At 59.9% G+C, this 19,196-nt stretch carries 9 protein-coding genes and 1 pseudogene; 4 read left to right on the top strand and 6 right to left on the bottom strand.

Going from position 1 to position 19,196, the window contains the following annotated elements:
• Window positions 1-99 precede the first annotated feature (99 nt).
• Window positions 100-774 carry a protein-L-isoaspartate(D-aspartate) O-methyltransferase gene (locus ISN39_RS15005; RefSeq protein WP_194730224.1) on the top strand — a complete coding sequence of 225 codons (675 nt, stop codon included), beginning with the start codon at window positions 100-102 and terminating at the stop codon, window positions 772-774.
• A 97-nt stretch (window positions 775-871) separates the two neighbouring features.
• Here the strand turns inward: ISN39_RS15005 and ISN39_RS37895 are convergent.
• From ISN39_RS37895 to ISN39_RS15030, 6 genes and pseudogenes are all read right to left on the bottom strand, one after another.
• Window positions 872-998, bottom strand: a pseudogene (locus ISN39_RS37895) (copper resistance protein); the annotation flags it as partial.
• Window positions 999-1,569: 571 nt separating this feature from the next.
• Window positions 1,570-2,391 (bottom strand): hypothetical protein, encoded by an 822-nt coding sequence (locus ISN39_RS15010; RefSeq protein ID WP_194728062.1) that lies wholly within the window; start codon window positions 2,389-2,391, stop codon window positions 1,570-1,572.
• A gap of 100 nt (window positions 2,392-2,491) precedes the next feature.
• Window positions 2,492-3,949 (bottom strand): efflux transporter outer membrane subunit, encoded by a 1,458-nt coding sequence (locus tag ISN39_RS15015; RefSeq protein ID WP_194728063.1) that lies wholly within the window; start codon window positions 3,947-3,949, stop codon window positions 2,492-2,494.
• 100 nt (window positions 3,950-4,049) lie between these two features.
• Entirely contained in the window at window positions 4,050-7,328 is a 3,279-nt protein-coding gene (locus ISN39_RS15020; protein WP_194728064.1) for an efflux RND transporter permease subunit, read from the bottom strand.
• A 4-nt stretch (window positions 7,329-7,332) separates the two neighbouring features.
• A complete protein-coding gene (locus ISN39_RS15025; RefSeq protein WP_194728065.1) occupies window positions 7,333-10,440 on the bottom strand; it encodes an MdtB/MuxB family multidrug efflux RND transporter permease subunit in 3,108 nt (1,035 codons plus the stop codon).
• Entirely contained in the window at window positions 10,437-11,693 is a 1,257-nt protein-coding gene (locus ISN39_RS15030) for an efflux RND transporter periplasmic adaptor subunit (protein WP_246763233.1), read from the bottom strand. The genes ISN39_RS15025 and ISN39_RS15030 overlap by 4 nt, the downstream gene beginning before the upstream one ends.
• A gap of 1,248 nt (window positions 11,694-12,941) precedes the next feature.
• On the opposite strand from ISN39_RS15030, the gene ISN39_RS15035 reads away from it, so the two are divergent.
• Genes ISN39_RS15035 through ISN39_RS15045 form a run of 3 tightly spaced genes read left to right on the top strand, consistent with a single transcriptional unit; the run spans window position 12,942 to window position 19,196 of the window.
• Window positions 12,942-14,333, top strand: coding sequence for an efflux RND transporter periplasmic adaptor subunit (locus ISN39_RS15035; RefSeq protein ID WP_246763234.1), 1,392 nt, complete (start codon window positions 12,942-12,944; stop codon window positions 14,331-14,333).
• Between the two features lie 6 nt (window positions 14,334-14,339).
• Window positions 14,340-17,450 carry an efflux RND transporter permease subunit gene (locus ISN39_RS15040; RefSeq protein ID WP_194728067.1) on the top strand — a complete coding sequence of 1,037 codons (3,111 nt, stop codon included), beginning with the start codon at window positions 14,340-14,342 and terminating at the stop codon, window positions 17,448-17,450.
• A 9-nt stretch (window positions 17,451-17,459) separates the two neighbouring features.
• The gene (locus tag ISN39_RS15045; RefSeq protein ID WP_194728068.1) at window positions 17,460-19,196 is read left to right on the top strand and encodes an ABC transporter permease subunit; all 1,737 of its coding nucleotides are present in this window, start codon (window positions 17,460-17,462) and stop codon (window positions 19,194-19,196) included.

Here is a 19,196-nt window from a genome sequence, read left to right on the forward strand (position 1 = left end):
TTTGCTCGCGCTATGGCGCAAGTGGACTGCATTCCGGTCATTCCTGAGTTTGATCACAAAGCTGTCTGGGAATAAACTGGCTGAGGAAAGCCCGTGATCATGAAACCAATGAATGAAGAGCACCTCGCGGTCCTGCGCAGGCACATGGTCGAGTTGATTGCAATCCATGTTGAGCTTGCGAGCGAAGAGCTTGGCAGGGCGGCGCTCGATGAGCGGGTGATGGCTGCGATGCAGCGGGTGCCGCGGCATCTCTTCGTGCCAGCCCCGCTTGCGCCGTATGCCTACCAGGACATGCCGCTGCCGATCGGCTTCGATAAAACCATCTCGCAGCCCTTCATCGTCGCTCTCATGACCGATCTCCTCGCTCCCCAACCGCACGAGGCAGTGCTCGAGATCGGCACCGGCTTGGGCTACCAATCCGCAATCCTCGCGGAGCTCGCCGGGCAGGTCTGGAGCGTCGAAATCATCGAGGAATTCGCAAGCCGTGCCGAGGCTCTGCTGCCGGGCCTGGGCTTTATTAATGTCGGCATTCGTGTCGGAGACGGGTCCCGCGGCTGGCCTGAGCACGCCCCGTTCGACAAGATACTGGTCACGGTGGCGGCCGAGCGGTCGCCGCCGGCATTGCTTGAGCAGCTCAAGCCCGACGGACGCCTGGTTATGCCGTTGGGATCTGAAAAAGAACAGTTCCTAACTGTCATTGACAAAGAAACGGCAGGGCAACTCAAGATTCGCAAACTCATCGCGGTTCAGTTTAGTCTGCTCGAAACGGTCTAACGCGACGTCGGACATCGGGCGCGACCGCACCTCTCCGATCGTACACAGAAGTCAAATTCTGCCGGTCTGCACCGTTGGCGGACGTGAAAGTTCGACCCGTCTCGCCTGCCTTCACCGTCGGCTGATCGAGCGTCAGGGTCATCGGACCTCCGCCTTCGCCGCCCTCCGTCATCTTCACTGTGTCGCGGCAAAAGAGAGGACACGGACGAGCAAGCAACGGCCAGAGCCGCAAACGCCTAAAACCTATATCGCATATTTTCACCTCAATGGAGCAGCCTGGCGACCTGCGTAGCAGGCAGACCTGACAGCTGCCTGAACAAGAGTGAAGGGCGGTGCAGTAGACAACGGTAATTCGATCGTGATTCGGGGGGCTTCTGCGGACGGTCGGTCATTGCCGATCATCTCCCCAGATACGGATCGGGGTGACTGCGGCTGTGGCTGCTCCGGTAGCGATTGCTCGCCTCCATGTAGCTCTAACGTCATCGGTCAAGCTCCTGCTACTGGCGGCAAGGATCCCAGCGACTCTCGCCAACAGCGCCGATCGGACAAATCGAAACGACATCGTCTTTCGCTTTACGTGGACACCGGAAACGCTAGATGTGCCTTTCGCGCCTTCGCGATACAATGGTGCGATGGGTGATCTGCTGACTGTCAATGCATCACGAGCCTCCGGAATCTTTTTAGTGCAAGAAACCAGAGGCTAGCACGCATCGTTGCCGGTTTTTCATGACATCCCGTTCGACAATTTAACACGAGTCAAACGGGCAACATTCCAGTCCAACCGGAAGCAAGTGATCAGGCGCGTGTGTCACGTGAGACTGTTGCATCGAGATTGGCAATCTGACGCTGTATCACGTGATAGCGTTGGACGGGTAACATGCCATCGTTCCGAGCCGCCTGGAGGGCTTCATTGCGGACCATGGCTTCCTCCGAACGGAGATCCCGAACTTCCGCGGGGCTGAGCAGCCCACGCCGGTGGTCAGCCACGATACGACCATCGACGGCATGGATCTCGCCGAGGACCGTGTCCAACCGGGTGTCCGAGACGAAGAGGGGGATCGGATCCACAAGGGGGTCGTCGTGGTGGAACTCGTGTTGATACCAATGATCGCGATCATCCCAATGATCGCGATGGTCAAACCCGCCGGCGCGCGAGTCATGTGAATCGTGGGAAGCAGAACCCGCGGGAGCGGCATAAGCGGCTGCGAGAGGGGCAGACATGAGGATGGCGGTGAGCGCCGTTGTAACGATCAAAGAGCGCATTTTTTGCATCTCCTGAAATGTGGAGGCCGACTTCTTGTCGTCCTCCTGCTGGCAGGTCGTCCAGTTCCGTCGCGTCACGGTGGTCATCCATCGCCGGCGGTTCTCGGCCTGCATAGAGCCTAGCGCCTTGCCGTCGCGAGGTGTAATTAATAAAAGATAATCTTTCCGGCACTGGACATTCCGCAATCCGGCCAACTTCGTCGCGATAACTCGCGTGCCGCAGAACGTGTCGTATATAGGCGCCGCCTTATTGCAACAAGTCGGCTGGACTAGGATCAAGTTGACGAAACTGCTGCATTGCAGTCCGGTGCGTATGGCCTTCCGCGAACCAGCATTGAACCGATACATGAACAAGATGACATCCGGTGTCAGCACTACCGTCGTGGAATTCGCGCAGGGATCCGGACGTGTTGCGCTGGAATGGCCAGGCCGCCCATCGGGCACTGGCGAAGATCTACGACGGAACATTCGCGGGCGTTGATGGCTGCAACGACGGCAGCGCCTTCTGCGGCGTCCAACCGCCACCCAAAGCCTGAAATAGGCTGCTGACCGCCAGCAGCTTCGACAGCCGCACCTGCACCAAGGTATTCTCGGCGGTAAAGAGCGTCTGCTGCGTCTGCAATACGGTGATCTGATTGACGGTGCCGGCGCGCAACTGGGTTTCCGCTACGTCGAAGGCCCGGCGGGAACTGGTAACGACTTTGGTTTGCAACCCCTCCTGCAGGGTGAATTGCTGAAGGGCAACCAGCGCTTTTTCGACGTCGGCGAATGCCGACAGTACGGCCTTGCGATAGGCCTGCAGGTTCTCCAGCTGCACGCCCTTTGCCTGCTTGAGCTGGCTCTCCAGCAGGAAGCCATCGAAGATCGGCTGCGTCATGTTTGCAGCAAGAGTGTAGAACCAGGCCCCCGGCCCGAACAGCGACGCGAGCGCCGCACTTTGGAAGCCGGTTTGACCCGTCAACGGGATTTGCGGGAAGAACGCCGCGCGCGCCGCTTCCACACTGAAGTTGGAGGAGGCAAGCTGTGCCTCGGCCTGCCGAATATCCGGGCGCTGGTTGAGCAGTTCCGATGGCAAGCCCGGAGTGACGCGCGGAACGGCGATTTGCGTGGTCGATCCGCCGAGCACCTTAAAATTGACAGGCGCACGCGCCACCAGCACAGCTAACGCCGCGATGTTCTGCCGCAACGTCACCTCGAGCGGAGGAATCGATGCACGCTGCGTCGACACCAGCGCCTCCTGCTGCGACAGATCAAGTTGCGATGCTGTTCCGGCGTTGAACTGCTGCTTGATGAGACCAAGGATGCGCTCGGCCGCGCCAAGATCATGGCGGGCGATGCGCAATTGATCCTGGGCGGCCAAAATCTGGAAATAAGTGTTCGCGACCGTCACCATCGTCGTCAGCGTCACCACTTCGCGATTGTAGCGAGCGACGGTTGCACTTTCTTCGGCGGCATAGAGCGAGGCGCGGTTCTTTCCCCAAAAATCGACCATATAACTCCCGGTGAGCCCTAGATTGAACTGCGAAGACATGCCGGCACCTCCTGGGTCACGGACCCGCTCTGCCATCGCCGTTCCGGTGACTGTCGGCAGCAGCGCAGCCCCCGAAACCCCGACCTGGGCGTCCGCTTGGGCGATCTGGGCGATGGCGGCCGCGACATCGAGATTACGGGTCTGCGCGTCCTCCATCAGCGAAGTCAGCTCTTGGGAGCGAAAACCCCGCCACCACTCCAGCGCCGGAACGGCGGCATCGGGCGCGCGCGTCTGTTGCTCGCGATATTTGTCGGGGATATTAAGACCGAGTTCGGGATGCTCGGTGGCGAGAGTGCAGCCGGACATTCCCGTGCCTAACACAAGCGCGGCGAGAGCGGGCCTGGTGGCAAAAGACAGCGACTTCAACGAAATGTAACGCATCTGGTGCCCTTCTGAGCTGTAAAAATTGAGTTGTATCCAAAGGTCTCAAATCCCCTTGAGAAGACCGCAATGCCAGCATTTTGAACCGCCCCGCACGCCATCATTCGCCCGGTGGAAATGCCGAGCCGCTCGCGGACGGCGTTACGCTGGCGCGCCGACACCAAAGCCTCAATCGGTCCACATACAGATAAATTACCGGTGTTGTATAAAGCGTCAGGATCTGGCTGAGGATGAGGCCGCCAACGATCGCGATGCCGAGCGGCCGCCGCAACTCGCTGCCCTCCCCCGTGCCGATCACAAGCGGCACCGCGCCTAGCAAGGCGGCCGCAGTCGTCATCATGATCGGCCTGAAGCGCAGCAAACAGGCTTCGTAGATCGCTTCGACGGACGTTAGCCCCCGCGTGCGCTCTGCGTCGAGCGCGAAATCGATCATCATGATCGCATTCTTCTTCACAATGCCGATCAGCAGGATGACGCCGATCAAGGCCATGATGCTGAACTCGGTGTGGAACGCCATCAACGCCAGTAGCGCACCGACGCCCGCAGACGGCAAGGTCGAGAGAATCGTGACCGGGTGGAAGAAACTTTCGTAAAGAATGCCGAGCACGATGTAGATCGTCACCATCGCAGCCAAGATAAGATAGGGCTGATTTCTGAGCGAATCCTGGAAAACCTTGGCGGTGCCCTGAAAGGAACCATGGATCGTCGCCGGTACGCCGATCCGGTTCATCGTCGCCTCGATCGCGGCAACGGCCATGCTCAGCGAGACATTGGGCGCAAGGTTGAACGAGATCGTGTTCGCGACCAGCAGGCCCTGATGGTTAACGGCGAGCGGAGTTGATCCTTGCGCGAAATGAGCAACGCCCGACAACGGAACCATCGGCTCTTGGTCGGTACTGACCGCCGAGCCGGTTGACGAGGCGCTGCGGCCGGTGGCGCCAATCGAATTGGTGGCGAGATTGCGTTCTTCATCCGCGGCAACCGTGTTGATCGAGGACGCTTGCCCCGCGGCCACGAAAGTACCCGCCACCGCATTGGTCGCCTGCGACCCGCCGACCGAGCCACCCGCCGCGCTGACGTAAACATCCTTCAGCGTCTCGGGATTTTGCCAAAACCGCGGCGCAACCTCCATGATGACGTGGTACTGATTGCGGGCGGCGTAGATGGTCGAGACCTGGCGCTGCCCAAACGCGTCATAGAGCGTATTGTCGATTTGGTTGACCGTGATCCCAAGCCTGGCAGCGGTGTCCCGATCGATCACCAGGTCGGATTCGAGTCCCTTGTTCTGCTGATCGCTGTTGACGTCGGCGAGAACCGGCACGCTCTGAAGCGCGGCCGCGATCTTCGGGCTCCATTCATTGAGCTCTTCGAACGTCGAGCCCTGCAGTGTGTACTGATACTGCGCATTGCTGGAGCGCCCGCCGGCGCGAATATCCTGCACAGCCTGCAGAAACAGCGTGGCCCCCGGCACCACGGCGAGCTCTCGCCGCAGACGGCCAATGACCCGATCGGCGGAGATCTTGCGCTCGATGAGCGGCCGCAATGACACAAAGACATTGCCGGAGTTGGTCTGCCCGTTGCCAGTGAAGCCGACTACCGTCTCGACTGCGGGATCCTTTTTGACGATGGAGACGAATTGCGCGAGCTTCTGCTGCATCAATTGAAACGAAATGCTCTGATCTGCCTGGATCGACCCGACCAGCCGTCCGGTATCCTGCTGCGGAAAGAACCCCTTCGGGATGATATCGTAGAGATAAAAATTCAGGCCCAGGACTGCAGCCAGGATCAGCATCACCGATCGCGGATGGCGCAACGCAACGGCAAGGGTCCGGCGGTAGCCGTTCAGCAATGCTTCAAAGTAGCGCTCGCCCGCCTGATATATCCGTCCATGCGGGCCATGATCCTTGCGGAGCAATACCGCGCACATCATAGGCGTGGTCGAAAGCGAAACCGCCAATGAGATCAGTATTGCGACCGAGATGGTGACGGCAAATTCTCGAAACAGCCGGCCAATGATACCGCCCATCAACAGGACAGGGATGAAAACCGCAATGAGCGACACGCTCATCGACAGCACAGTGAAACCGACCTCCTTCGCGCCGACCAGCGCGGCGTCCAATCGTGACATTCCCGCCTCGATATGGCGCGTGACGTTTTCGAGCACGACAATGGCGTCGTCCACGACGAAGCCGGTCGCCACCGTGAGCGCCATCAGCGAGAGATTGTCGAGGCTGTAGCCCATGAGGTACATGGCCGCGAAGGTTGCGACCAGCGAGACCGAGACGGCCACTACAGGCACGAGGGTGGCCAGCCAGCTTCGCAGGAATGCGAACACCACCATGATCACCAGCAAGATGGCGATGATCAGCGTGCGCTCGACATCCCGTAGCGACGACCGGATGGTCGTCGAGCGGTCGACGGCGACGTCGATATCGATCGCGGGAGAAACAGAGGCGCGCAGCTGTGGCAGCTGCGCCTTCACGCGGTCGACGATGCCGATGATGTTGGCGCCGGGTTGCCTGAATAGAGTTACCAGGATGGACGGCTTGCCGTTGGCGAGGCCGTCGTTTCGGAGATTCTCGACTGAGTCCGTAACTTCGCCGACGTCCGCAAGGCGCACCGCGGCCCCGTTGCGGTAGGCAATGATCAGCGACTTGTAATCCTCCGATCGGATGGCCTGATCGTTGGCATAAATCTGATATCGCTGCGGCCCGACATCGATTGCACCTTTTGGGCTGTGCGCATTGGCGCTAGCGAGCGCCGCGCGCACGTCCTCCAGACCGATGCCGTATTTGTAGAGCGCCTGAGGAATGAGTTCGACTCTGACCGCGGGCAGCGAACCCCCGCCTACGATGACCTCGCCTACCCCCTCGACCTGGGACAGCTTCTGCGCCAAGACCGTGGAGGCGGCATCATAGAGCATGCCGCGCCTCAGAGTATCGGATGTTAGGCTCAGGATCAGGATCGGGGCGTCTGCCGGGTTGACCTTGCGGTAGGTGGGATTGGCGCGCAGGCTCACCGGCAAATCGGCGCGCGCCGCGTTGATGGCAGCCTGAACGTCGCGTGCGGCGCCATTAATGTCCCGATTGAGGCCGAACTGCAGATTGATGCGCGTGGAGCCCACCGAGCTCGATGAGGTCATTTCGGTAACATCGGCAATTTGACCGAGATGCCGCTCTAGCGGACTGGCGACCGTGGTTGCCACGTCCTGAGGGCTCCCGCCGGGCAATATTGCCTGCACCGAAATGGTCGGGAAATCGACGTCCGGCAACGGCGATACCGGCAGCTTGAGAAATGCGATGGCTCCCGCAACCGCTAATCCTAATGTCAGAAGCGTCGTGGCTACGGGCCGGCGAATGAAGGGGGTCGACAGGCTCACGTCCTCAGTTCCCCTCGCCCGCCCGGCCCATCTCGGCCGACGGCGCGGAAAAGCGCGCTGCGAGCCGGTCGAACCAGAGATAGATTACCGGCGTCGTGAACAGCGTCAGCAACTGGCTGACCAGCAGACCACCGACAATGGTGATGCCGAGCGGATGCCGCAGTTCGGAGCCTGCGCCTGGCCCCAGTATCAGCGGCAACGCGCCGAGCACCGCAGCCAGTGTAGTCATGAGGATCGGACGGAACCGCAGCAGGCACGCCTGATGGATCGCTTCTCGCGGAGATTTGCCCTCGTTGCGCTCGGCATTGAGCGCAAAGTCGATCATCATGATGGCATTCTTCTTCACGATGCCGATCAGCAGGATGACGCCGATGATCGCGACGATCGTCAGATCGTCGCCCGCGGCCATCAGCGCCAGTAGCGCGCCTATGCCGGCCGACGGTAATGTTGACAGAATGGTCAAGGGGTGGATGAAGCTCTCATAGAGCACACCCAGCACGATGTACACGGTGACAATTGCGGCGAGGATCAGCAAAAGTTGATTGGATAAAGACGCCTGGAACGCCTGCGCTGCACCCTGGAAGCTGCTGATCACGCTCTGCGGCAGACCGATGTCCGCTTGCGCCTGCTTGATCGCGGTCATGGCCTCACCGAGCGAGGCGCCCGGCGCCAGGTTGAAGGATATGGTGGATGCCGGAAACTGTCCGAGATGCGACACCTGCAGCGGCGCTGTTTCCTCGCGCATCGTGGCGACGACGGACAGCGGCACTAGCGCAGTGCCGACGGAGGATGGAAGATAAATTGCCGATAGCGACTGCAGCGATCTCTGCTGGGAGGGATCCGCCTCGAGGATAACGCGATACTGATTGGAGTTGGTGAAGATCGTGGAGACGATGCGCTGGCCGTATGAATCGTAAAGTGCGTTGTCGATCGTCGCCGGCGTAATGCCAAACCGCGCCGCCTGATCGCGGTCGACGTCGACGAAGACGGACAGGCCATGCTCGGAGGCATCGCTGGTGACGTCCGCCAGTTCCGGGAGTTGGCGCAGCCTTTCGACTAACTTCGGCGTCCATTGGGCGAGCTGCGCCGAATCAGCATCCTGAAGAATGAACTGATACTGCGTACGGCTGACCGTTCCCTCGATGGTCAAATCCTGAACCGGCTGCATATAAAGCGTGATGCCACCCAGCGATCCGGTGCTGCTCTTCAAGCGCTGCATGACGGTCGTGATATCGGACTTACGCTGATCGCGCGGTTTCAGATTGATCAGAATTCGGCCGTTGTTGGCGGTGGTGTTTGTGCCGTCGACGCCGATAAACGAGGACAAGCTCTCAACATCCGGATCCTGGAGGATCACGCCAGCGAGCTGCTGCTGCCGCTCCGCCATGGTGGCATAGGACACCGACTGCGGAGCCTCAGAAATCGCCTGAATGACTCCAGTGTCCTGCAGCGGAAAGAATCCCTTGGCAATGACGACATACAGCAGACCCGTCAGTGCGAATGTCGCCAATGCCACCAACAGGACGAAGGTCTGGCGGTCGAGCATCCAGTTGAGCACGCGGCCGTAGGTCGCGATGATGCCGCCAAACGCCCGACGGCTATAGCGCTGGAACGCATTCTCGTGGGCCTCGCCTGCGTGCTTCAACAATTTGGCGCAGGCCATCGGCACAAGCGTGAGCGAGACCACCGCGGAAATGAGAATCGTGACCGACAGGGTGACGGCGAACTCCCGGAACAGCCGGCCGACCACGTCACCCATGAACAACAGCGGAATCAGTACCGCTATCAGGGATACCGTGAGCGAGATGATGGTGAAGCCGATCTGCTCGGAGCCGCGAAGCGCGGCCTGCAGCGGCGGGACGCCGTCCTCGACGTAGCGGGAGATGTTCTCGATCACCACGATGGCGTCATCGACCACGAAACCGGTGGCGATTGTGAGAGCCATCAGGGACAGATTGTTCAGGGTGAATCCGAACAGGTACATGCAGCCGAGCGTCCCGACCAGCGACAGCGGGACCGATAGGCTCGGGATCAGGGTTGCGCGCGCGCTGCGCAGGAACGCGAAGATCACCAGCACCACCAGGATGACGGCGAGCACCAGTTCGTATTCCACGTCCTGCACAGAGGCGCGGATGGTGGTCGTTCTGTCGGTGAGAACGGTAACATCGACCGCGGCAGGCAGAGTGGCCTGCAGTTGTGGCAACAGCGCCTTGATCCCGTCGACCACGGAAATGACGTTGGCGCCGGGCTGTCGCTGAATGTTCAGGATAATGGCGGGCGTCTTGTTCATCCAGGCGCCGAGCTTGTCGTTCTGGGGGCCGTCGACGACGTCGCCGATATCGCTTAATCGGACCGGCGAGCCGTTCTTGTAGGCGATGACGAGCGACTTGTAGTCGGCGGCATTCCGGATCTGATCATTGGCATTGATGGTGTAGGCGCGCATCGGCCCATCGAAATTTCCCTTCGGCGAATTGGAATTGGCGTTGCCGAGGGTCGTGCGCAGGTCGTCGATGTTGAGGCCGTAGGCCGCGAGTTTGCGGATATCGGCCCGGACGCGTACCGCCGGCCGCTGGCCACCGCTGATGTTGACAAGTCCGACGCCGGGAAGCTGGGAGATCTTCTGCGCCAGACGGGTGTCGACGAAGTCCTCCACCTGCGTGAGCGGCATCGTGGCAGACGTCAACCCAAGTGTCAGAATCGGCGCATCGGCGGGATTCACTTTGGCATAGATCGGCGGCGCTGGCAGATCTGCGGGCAATAGATTGCCTGCCGCATTGATAGCGGCCTGCACCTCCTGTTCAGCGACATCGAGCGAAATACTCAAGCCAAACTGGAGTGTGATGACCGATGCCCCGGCCGAACTTACCGAACTCATCTCGTTGAGGTTGGGCATCTGCCCCAACTGCACCTCCAGGGGGGCGGTGACTGACGATGTCATCACATCTGGGCTTGCGCCAGGATAGAAGGTCTGCACCTGGATGGTTGGATAGTCCACTTCCGGCAACGCTGCGACTGGCAAGAATCGAAATGCGACCATGCCGGATAGCATGACTGCGATCATCAGCAGCGTGGTTGCTACCGGCCGCAGTATGAACGGCTGCGACGGATTCATTGCTTTTTTCCGCTTTCCGAGCGCTTCTTGCCGTCGGACCCGTCGTGGTCGGGCGACTTGCTGACATCGGCTTCCGTTCGCACGTTGATTCTGGCGCCGTCGCGCAGCTTGTCGGCACCGTCGACCACGATTCGGTCGCCCGGTGCCAGTCCAGATAGGACCTCGATATGGTCACCGTCCGTCACCCCAAGACTGACCTTGCGGACCGACACGGTGTTGTCCGCATTGATGAGATAAACGTAAGGTCCGGGAACACCGCGCAGAACGCCTGCGGTCGGCACTACAACAACGTCCTTGTGAGTGTCGACCAGCAGTCGGATGTTCACGAACTGGTTCGGATACAGGTTTCTGGTATCGTTAGGGAATTGCGCCCGCAGCTTGATCGTCCCAGTGGTGGGATCGATCTGGCTATCAAAGGTTTGCAGGATGCCATCGGCGAGACTGTTGGCGCCGCTGCGATCATAGGCGGTCGCGGGCAGCGTCGCGCCGGCCTCCAGCCGCTTGGAAATCGCCTGCAGATTGTCCTCGGGCAACGTGAACAGCACGCTGATAGGCTGCAGCTGAGTGATGACAACGAGGCCGTTAGGATCGCCCGGCGTGACATAGTTGCCCTGATCCACCTGGCGCAGTCCAACTCGGCCATCGAGCGGCGACAGGATCTGGCAATATTGCAGATTCACTTCGGCGGCCTTGACCGCGGCGCGGTCGGCTTCCACCGTACCTTGGTCCTGCGCTACCAAGGCCACCTGGGTGTCCAGCGTTTGGTGCGGAATGGCGTTCTGCGCCGCCAAACCTCGATAGCGGGTAAGATCGACCTGCGCACCATTCAGCAGTGCTTCGTCGCGCGTCAGATTTCCGGTTGCCTGTGCGAGGGCGGCCTCGTAGGGCCGCGGATCGATTTCCGCGAGCAGATCGCCTTTCTTGACTTCCTGCCCTTCCTTGAAATCGATCTTCATCAAATAGCCACTGCTCTGAGCTTTGACGGTGACCGTCGCAAGCGAGGTGACCGCGCCAAGCGCGTTGAGATTGATGGCGATGTCGCTCCTGCCGACAACTTCGGGGACGATCGACATCGCCCCGGCCGTGCGCCTATTGCTCGCCGGCTCCGGCTCACCACCTTGCCGGGTCCACCAGACCAGCGCTCCGATCAGCAGCAGCGCCACCAGAACGGTGAGCGACGTCGCGCGTTTGCGTAATTTTTGCGCCATGGTCTGTGGCGCTCCGGGAAACTCTGCCTCCTTGAGATGCTTCAACGACTGGTCCATAACTCACCATCGATCTCATCGTCGGCCGACTTGAAGCGCGGCGCTTTCGAACCATTTGCTTATTGCTCCACCGATTGATCGCACCGGGGACATTTGTAGAGGAACCGTTCCGCGATAAGAAAGCTTTCGTGACGGCCATCGCATCCCTGCGCTCGGAGTGTGTCCGAAGATGATGCGATGCATTATTTGAGCATTAGTGGCGCGGCGTGTCCCGTTAATAATCGGTAAGCCTCGCTCGGAGGGTTCGGAGATCCCGACGAGCGGTTATTGAAAAACGAGACAATGTTTGAGGCAACTAGCCTGAGCCTAGTAACGCTCGCGCTGACTCAACGAGGGATGAACCGCACCGGGCGCCGTTTCAACGAGCTTCTGAAGGCGCGACTGAGTCCGTCAGACGCCGCACCAATGCGATACTTCCACATCGCGAGGCGGCGCTCCGCCGATACCGCGCTCGAGAACGTCAATATACCGGTGCGGGCAGGACAGATGAGATGGCGAACTCAAAAAGATTATTGCGCAAGTTCTATCAACAATCGATCGCCCACCAAGACCATGAAAAAACTGTAACTTGTCTCTGATCTCATTGAGAGCGAGACTTCTCTCGCGCTGGATCGATGAGGTGATGGATATGTCAGACTTGGAGTTGCTAGTCAGACGCCGGATGCAGCAAGTATGCGCCAAAGGAACATCCGCAGTGCAAATACCCGGATCGTGCAAGAAACCTTCAACAGCATGGACGTCGCCCAATCTAACGCCCCCCACACGGCTTCTCGCAGTCGAGAGCAAAGAGCAGGTTGAGGTTAAACGCAGGCCCAGCTCGTGAATGTATTTCGACCTGCGGCCGGAAATCGCGTTGATGACAGATGTCGTCTCAGCGCGGGCTTCAATAGCTGCCCCATGCCTTCGAGGTTGTCATGCCAACCGCCATCAATCCCCACTCCGCTATTGTCCTCATCGCCGGCGGCAGCTCCGTCATAGTCAACGGTCGCAGCCGGGTAGAAGCTCGACCGCGCCGAGCACGATCACCCCTGCCTTCAGACATTCGTCAACGACATAGGCGGGCCCAAAGAACGAGACGTACCGGCCGTCTTCATCCGCTGGAGGACTTTGGCTCCAACGTCCTCATCAAGCACGCGGGCATCCAGCACCGCATCTCTCTGGCGGAGGGCAACGCCCTAGTTGGTGCACCTCAACCACTTGCTTGTGCCAATCATCCTTACCCACGCACGGCCGAGCATGATCGTCGATGGGTGCGCACATTCCGCGGCCGATTGCCCTATCTGCTGCGCCTGCAAAAAGGCGCCTCTGACCCGTGAGATCGCTGTGGTGCCGAAAGCCGATGCCAGCCGTTGCGGCGGCCCGGCGAAAGGCGGGCACCAAAGCTTCTTCCCCGTGCCGACCAAAAGATATCCGTTGTCCAACAGCCTAAAGGTAGGCTTTGCCATGGCCGAACCAGAACTTTCCAAAAAACCCCGCCACCCCGCGAGCCGTACTGGTTCCGGCCTTCTTGTCCTTTTGTTGGCGGTCACCGGCGCCGGCACACTGTGGTTCAGACATGACGATCAGACCATTGCCGCCATTCCGCCGCCGGACCCGGCAGTTCCCGTGCATGTCGAAACGGTCATGAGGACGGACGTTCCGATTTACCTTTCGGGGCTCGGAACGGTCCAGGCTTTCAACACCGTAACCGTAAAAACCCAGGTCGACGGAACATTGCAGGACGTCCGCTTCCGGGAAGGCCAGGCGGTTAGGAAAGGCGATGTTCTGGCGGTAGTCGACCCCCGTCCGTTCCAGGATACGTATAACGAGGCTCTGGCCAAGCTCAACCAGGACCAGGTCAATCTTGCGAATGCCAAAGTGACCCTCGATCGGGACGTAAAAATCGTTGGCCAGAGCATCACGCAGCAGACGCTGGACAACCAGCGCGCCACTTATAACCAGCTGGCGGCGCAGGTGGAGCAGGACCAGGCTGCAAAAAGCGATGCGGCCACGCAGCTATCGTATACGCAGATCACGTCTCCTCTGGATGGGCGCACCGGCATTCGGCTGGTCGATCAGGGCAATATTGTGCACGCCACTGATACGACCGGATTGGTCGTTATCACGCAGACCCAGCCGATTTCGGTGATATCGACTCTGCCCGAGGACGACCTTCCGGGATTACAGGCCGCATTGAACGGCGGCACAGTCGCGGTCACCGCGTTGACGAAGGATGGCACCAAACTCGGTGATGGAACATTGACTTTGATCGATAACGAGATCGATCAGACCACCGGCACCGTTCGCCTGAAGTCCAGCTTCCCCAACAAAAGTGAAACCCTGTGGCCGGGTCAATTCGTTGAGCTGCGCGTACGTCAGCAGCTGCAACATGATGCCACTACGGTGTCCTCCTCCGCCGTGCAGAGGGGTCCGGCCGGCTTCTTCGTCTACGTCGTAAAGGCCGACAACACCGTGGAGGCGCGGCCGGTAACGATAGGACAGGTCGCGAACGGCCGCGCAAGCGTGGCAACCGGACTGACCCCGGGGGAGCGTGTGGTGACATCCGGTCAGTACCGCCTCGAACCCGGTATAAAGGTCGTCGCCCAGGATGACATCAAACAGTTGACAGCCGCCAGCCAAAAAGGTTGAAAACAAATGTCGATTTCTTCGCGGTTCATCGAGCGTCCGATTGCCACGTCGCTCCTCATGGTCGGCGTGCTTGCCATCGGCATAGCTGCCTATCCGCTCCTGCCAGTGGCGCCGCTGCCCGAAGTTGACTTTCCCACCATCGCGGTCACCACCCAGCTTCCGGGCGCAAGCCCGCAGACGATGGCTTCCTCCGTGACCCAGCCTCTCGAACACCAATTCGGCGAGATTCCCGGCGTCACCGAAATGACATCCGTCAGCACGCAGGGAAGCAGCGCCATCACGCTGCAGTTCGATCTCAACCGCAACATAGACGGCGCTGCCCAGGATGTGCAGACTGCCATCAATGCCGCCGCGGGCCAGTTGCCGACGGACCTTCCGGCGCCGCCGACCTATCGCAAGGTGAACCCCGCCGACTCTCCTATACTCACTTTGGCAATGACCTCCGACACACTGCCCCTGACGAAAGTCGATGACTATGCCGAAAACGTTCTGGCCCAACGAATCAGCGAGGTTTCGGGCGTGGCGCAGGTTTCGATTTTCGGCCAACAGAAACCGGCGGTGCGGATCCAGGTCGATCCGAACAAGATCGCGGCGCTCGGTCTCTCGCTCGAAGATATTCGTACCGCTATCGACGCCAATACGTCGAATGGTCCGAAAGGGGAGATACAGGCACCGAACCATACCTATACCGTCTACGACAACGACCAGATCCTCGAGGCCGGACCCTGGAATGATGCGATCGTCGCCTATCACAATAGCGCACCGGTCAGGGTGAGCGATATCGGCAAGGCGATCGACGGTCCCGAAAACACGCAGCTGCAGGCTTGGGCGAACGGCAAGCCGGCAATCCTGTTGCCGATCTTCAAGCTTCCCGGCGCAAACGTCATCGATACCGTCGACAAGATTAAGGCAATGCTGCCGGCCTTGCAGGCGACGGCCCCGCGCGCCCTGCATGTCTCCATCCTCAGCGACCGCACCACGACCATCCGGGCCTCGGTCAAGGACGTCGAACAGACGCTGATGATCACCATCGTGCTGGTGGTGATGGTGATCTTCCTCTTCCTGCGCAATTTCTGGCCGACGGTGATCCCGAGCATCACGGTGCCGCTTGCTCTCGTCGGCACGTTCGGGCTCATGTATGTGCTGAATTTCAGCCTCGACAATCTCTCCCTGATGGGTCTTGCCATCTCCGTGGGCTTTGTCGTCGACGACGCCATCGTCATGCTTGAGAACATTCACCGGCACATGGAGGAGGGCAAGTCGGCGATGCAGGCGGCCATCGACGGCTCCAGCGAAATCGGTTTCACCATCATATCCATCAGTCTGTCGCTGATTGCCGTCTTTATCCCGCTTCTCTTGATGGGCGGAATCGTCGGCAGGCTGTTTCGCGAGCTGGCGATTACCATAACGATGACGATCGCGGTTTCGGCATTCGTTTCCCTGACGCTGACGCCGATGATGTGCGCCCGTTGCTTAAAAGAGGAGAGCCACATGCACCACGGCCGGCTCTACATGGCCTCGGAACGGGTCTTTGACGCCATGCTGAACGGCTACCGGCGCTCGCTCGATCTGGCGCTGCGCTACTACCGGGTGACATTTGCGATCTTCATCGCCTCCATAGTCGCTACCGGCTACCTGTTCGTGACAATCCCGAAAGGGTTCTTCCCGATACAGGACAATGGCCTTATCCTCGGTTTGTCAGAGGCAGCGCAGGATACGTCCTTTGCCGAGATGGCAAAGCACCAGCTGGCGCTTGCCCGCATCGTCTCTAGCGATCCTGCAGTCGCCGCCGTCGGCATCGCCGTGGGGGCGAGCGGTGGCCAACCGCTGAACAACGGACGGATGTTCATCACGCTCAAGCCCGAGGACCAGCGGGACGCGTCCGCGAGCGAGGTCATCAACCGGTTGCGTCCAAAGCTTGCACAGGTTGAAGGCGCGGCGCTTTTTCTTCAGCCGGCGCAGGACGTCACGGTCGGGGGGCGAATCGCACGCGCGCAATTCCAATACACATTGCAGGATGGCAATGTCGATGAGCTCAATGAATGGGCGCCGAAGCTGCTGGCCAAGACGAAGACCTTGCCTGAGCTGACAGATGTGGCTAGCGACCAGGAGAATGATGGAGCGACCGTGACGCTCACCATCGACCGCGACCAAGCCTCACGTTTCGGCATATCACCGGAGCTTATCGACGATACCCTCGACGATGCGTTCGGCCAGCGGCAGGTGACGCAATATTTCACTGATCTCAACAGTTATCACGTCGTCCTGGAGGTCTCGCCGGATGCGCAGAGTTCACCCCTTGCGCTCAATCAACTCTATATCAGATCGCCGCTTACCGGTGAACAGGTGCCTCTGAGCCTGCTCGTCAAGCAGACGACACAACCGACCAGCGTCCTGGCGGTCAATCACCAGGCCCAGTTCCCCTCAGTCACCTTGTCGTTCAACCTGGCAAAGGGAGTGGCGCTCAGCCAGGCCGTCTCGGCAATACAGCAGGCCCAGGCTGCTATCAACACGCCTCCGACGTTGACCGGCAGGTTCCAGGGCAATGCTCAGGCGTTCCAGGATTCATTGGCAAGCGAGCCGATGCTCGTGCTTGCCGCGCTAATGGTGATTTACCTCATTCTCGGCATGCTCTATGAGAGCTATATCCATCCGCTGACAATCCTCTCGACGTTGCCCTCGGCCGGTCTTGGCGCCCTCATCATGCTGCAATGCTTCGGTTTCGATTTCACCGTGGTCGCCTTGCTCGGGGTGATCCTCCTGATCGGCATCGTCAAGAAAAACGGCATCATGATCGTGGATTTCGCGATCGCGGCGGAACGCGATCAAGGGCTGAGCCCAGAGGATGCTATCCGTCGCGCATGTCTTCTTCGCTTCAGGCCGATCATGATGACGACCATGTCCGCTCTCCTCGCCGGTGTGCCGCTTATGCTCGGACATGGGACGGGCTCGGAACTTCGCCAGCCACTGGGATATGCGATCGTTGGCGGTCTCATCCTCAGCCAGGCAATGACTCTTTACACGACACCGGTCGTGTATCTCTATCTCGACAGGCTGAACAGCTGGTTCCCGAGGCCGCGCCGAAAGCCGTCCCTCAAGGTTGTTCCCGGCGAGTAGGGGCAGGTTATGGCGGCTCATAAGCGTATTTCACCTCCAGCTCTCGGCTGGACGGTTTTGCCAAACGTCTGGGACGTCATTGCCCTGGTGCTTGTGATCGGCATGCTTGTTCTCGTTGCCTATGGCGCGAGCGAAACGGCGATGCCGATCTCCGTCCTCAACACAGAACCTCTCTCCCTCGATCCGTCACATCTGCCGTTCTATGCTTTGCGGACTATGCTGCGGATGCTGGCGGCGATGGTATTCTCGCTCCTGTTCACCTTCGCCTACGCCGCACTTGCCGCCAAGTGCCGGCGCGCCGAGATGGTGATGATACCGATTCTCGACATCCTGCAGTCGGTACCCATTCTGGGCTTCCTAACCTTCACGGTCATTTTCTTCATGAACCTCTTTCCTGGCCAGGTTCTCGGTGCCGAACTCGCGTCAGTCTTTGCGATTTTCACCAGCCAGGCCTGGAACATGACCTTCAGCATGTATCAGTCGCTGCGCAACGTTCCCAAGGACCTTGACGAGGCGACGCAGAGCTTCCACCTCAGCGGCTGGCAACGTTTCTGGCGGCTCGACGTTCCGTTCGCTACGCCCGGACTCGTCTGGAATGCCATGATGTCGATGTCGGGCGGATGGTTCTTCGTGGTGGCGTCGGAAGCGATCACGGTCGGCGACACGACCGTCACGCTGCCGGGCGTCGGTTCCTACGTTGCCTACGCGATCAAGGAGCAGAACCTGACTGCTGTCACCTATGCGATCGTGACGATGCTCGCGGTGATCATCATCTACGACCAGTTCCTTTTCCGGCCTCTGGTCGCCTGGGCGGACAGGTTTCGCTTCGAGCAGACAGCCTCCGGCGACGCGCCTACGTCCTGGATGCTCGATCTCTTCCGCCGCACCCAGGCCCTGCGCAACCTGGCCACCTACGTCGGAAAGATGGTGCGCACTATTCCGGCGTTACCGATTCCACGACTGCTCAAACTTGCTCCTAGACACCGTGATACGCGGCCGTCGCCGATGATCGACAGGGTCTGGCTGGCGTTCATCATTTGCGGATCGGCATTCATCGCCTGGCAGTTGGTGGATTATCTCAAGAAGACGCTGACGCTGTCCGACGTCGGAACTGCATTCGTCGATGGGTTCTTCACGCTTACACGCGTCATCGTGCTGATGGTTCTGGCAACGCTCGTATGGGTACCCGTCGGGGTCTGGATCGGCCTGCGCCCTAAGCTGGCGGAACGTGTCCAGCCGCTGGCGCAGTTCCTAGCTGCCTTTCCCGCCAACATCGCCTTTCCCGCGTTCGTTGTGCTTATCGTTGATTTCGGGCTCAACACCGAGATCTGGCTGAGCCCGCTGATGGTCCTTGGAACGCAATGGTACATCCTGTTCAACGTCATCGCCGGAGCCAGCGCCTTTCCAAGCGATCTCATGGAGGCTGCACGCAGCCTCCATCTCGGCGGTCGGCAATGGTGGTTCAAGGTCATTCTGCCGGGTATCTTCCCCTACTACGTCTCGGGCGCGATCACCGCATCGGGCGGCTCGTGGAACGCCAGCATCGTGGCGGAAGTAGCGAGCTGGGGCAGCACCCAGCTCACGGCGAGCGGGCTCGGCTCCTACATCGCGAACGCGACAGCGGCAGGGGACTTTCCACGCGTCGTGCTTGGCATCGCCGTCATGTGCGGTTTCGTCACGCTTTTCAATCGCCTGCTCTGGAGGCCGCTCTACGCCTTCGGTGAGCGTCGCCTCCGCCTCGGCTGA

The sequence above is a fragment of the Rhizobium sp. 007 genome (genome assembly GCF_015353075.1).
In the GTDB taxonomy this organism is placed as follows: Bacteria; Pseudomonadota; Alphaproteobacteria; order Rhizobiales; family Rhizobiaceae; genus Rhizobium.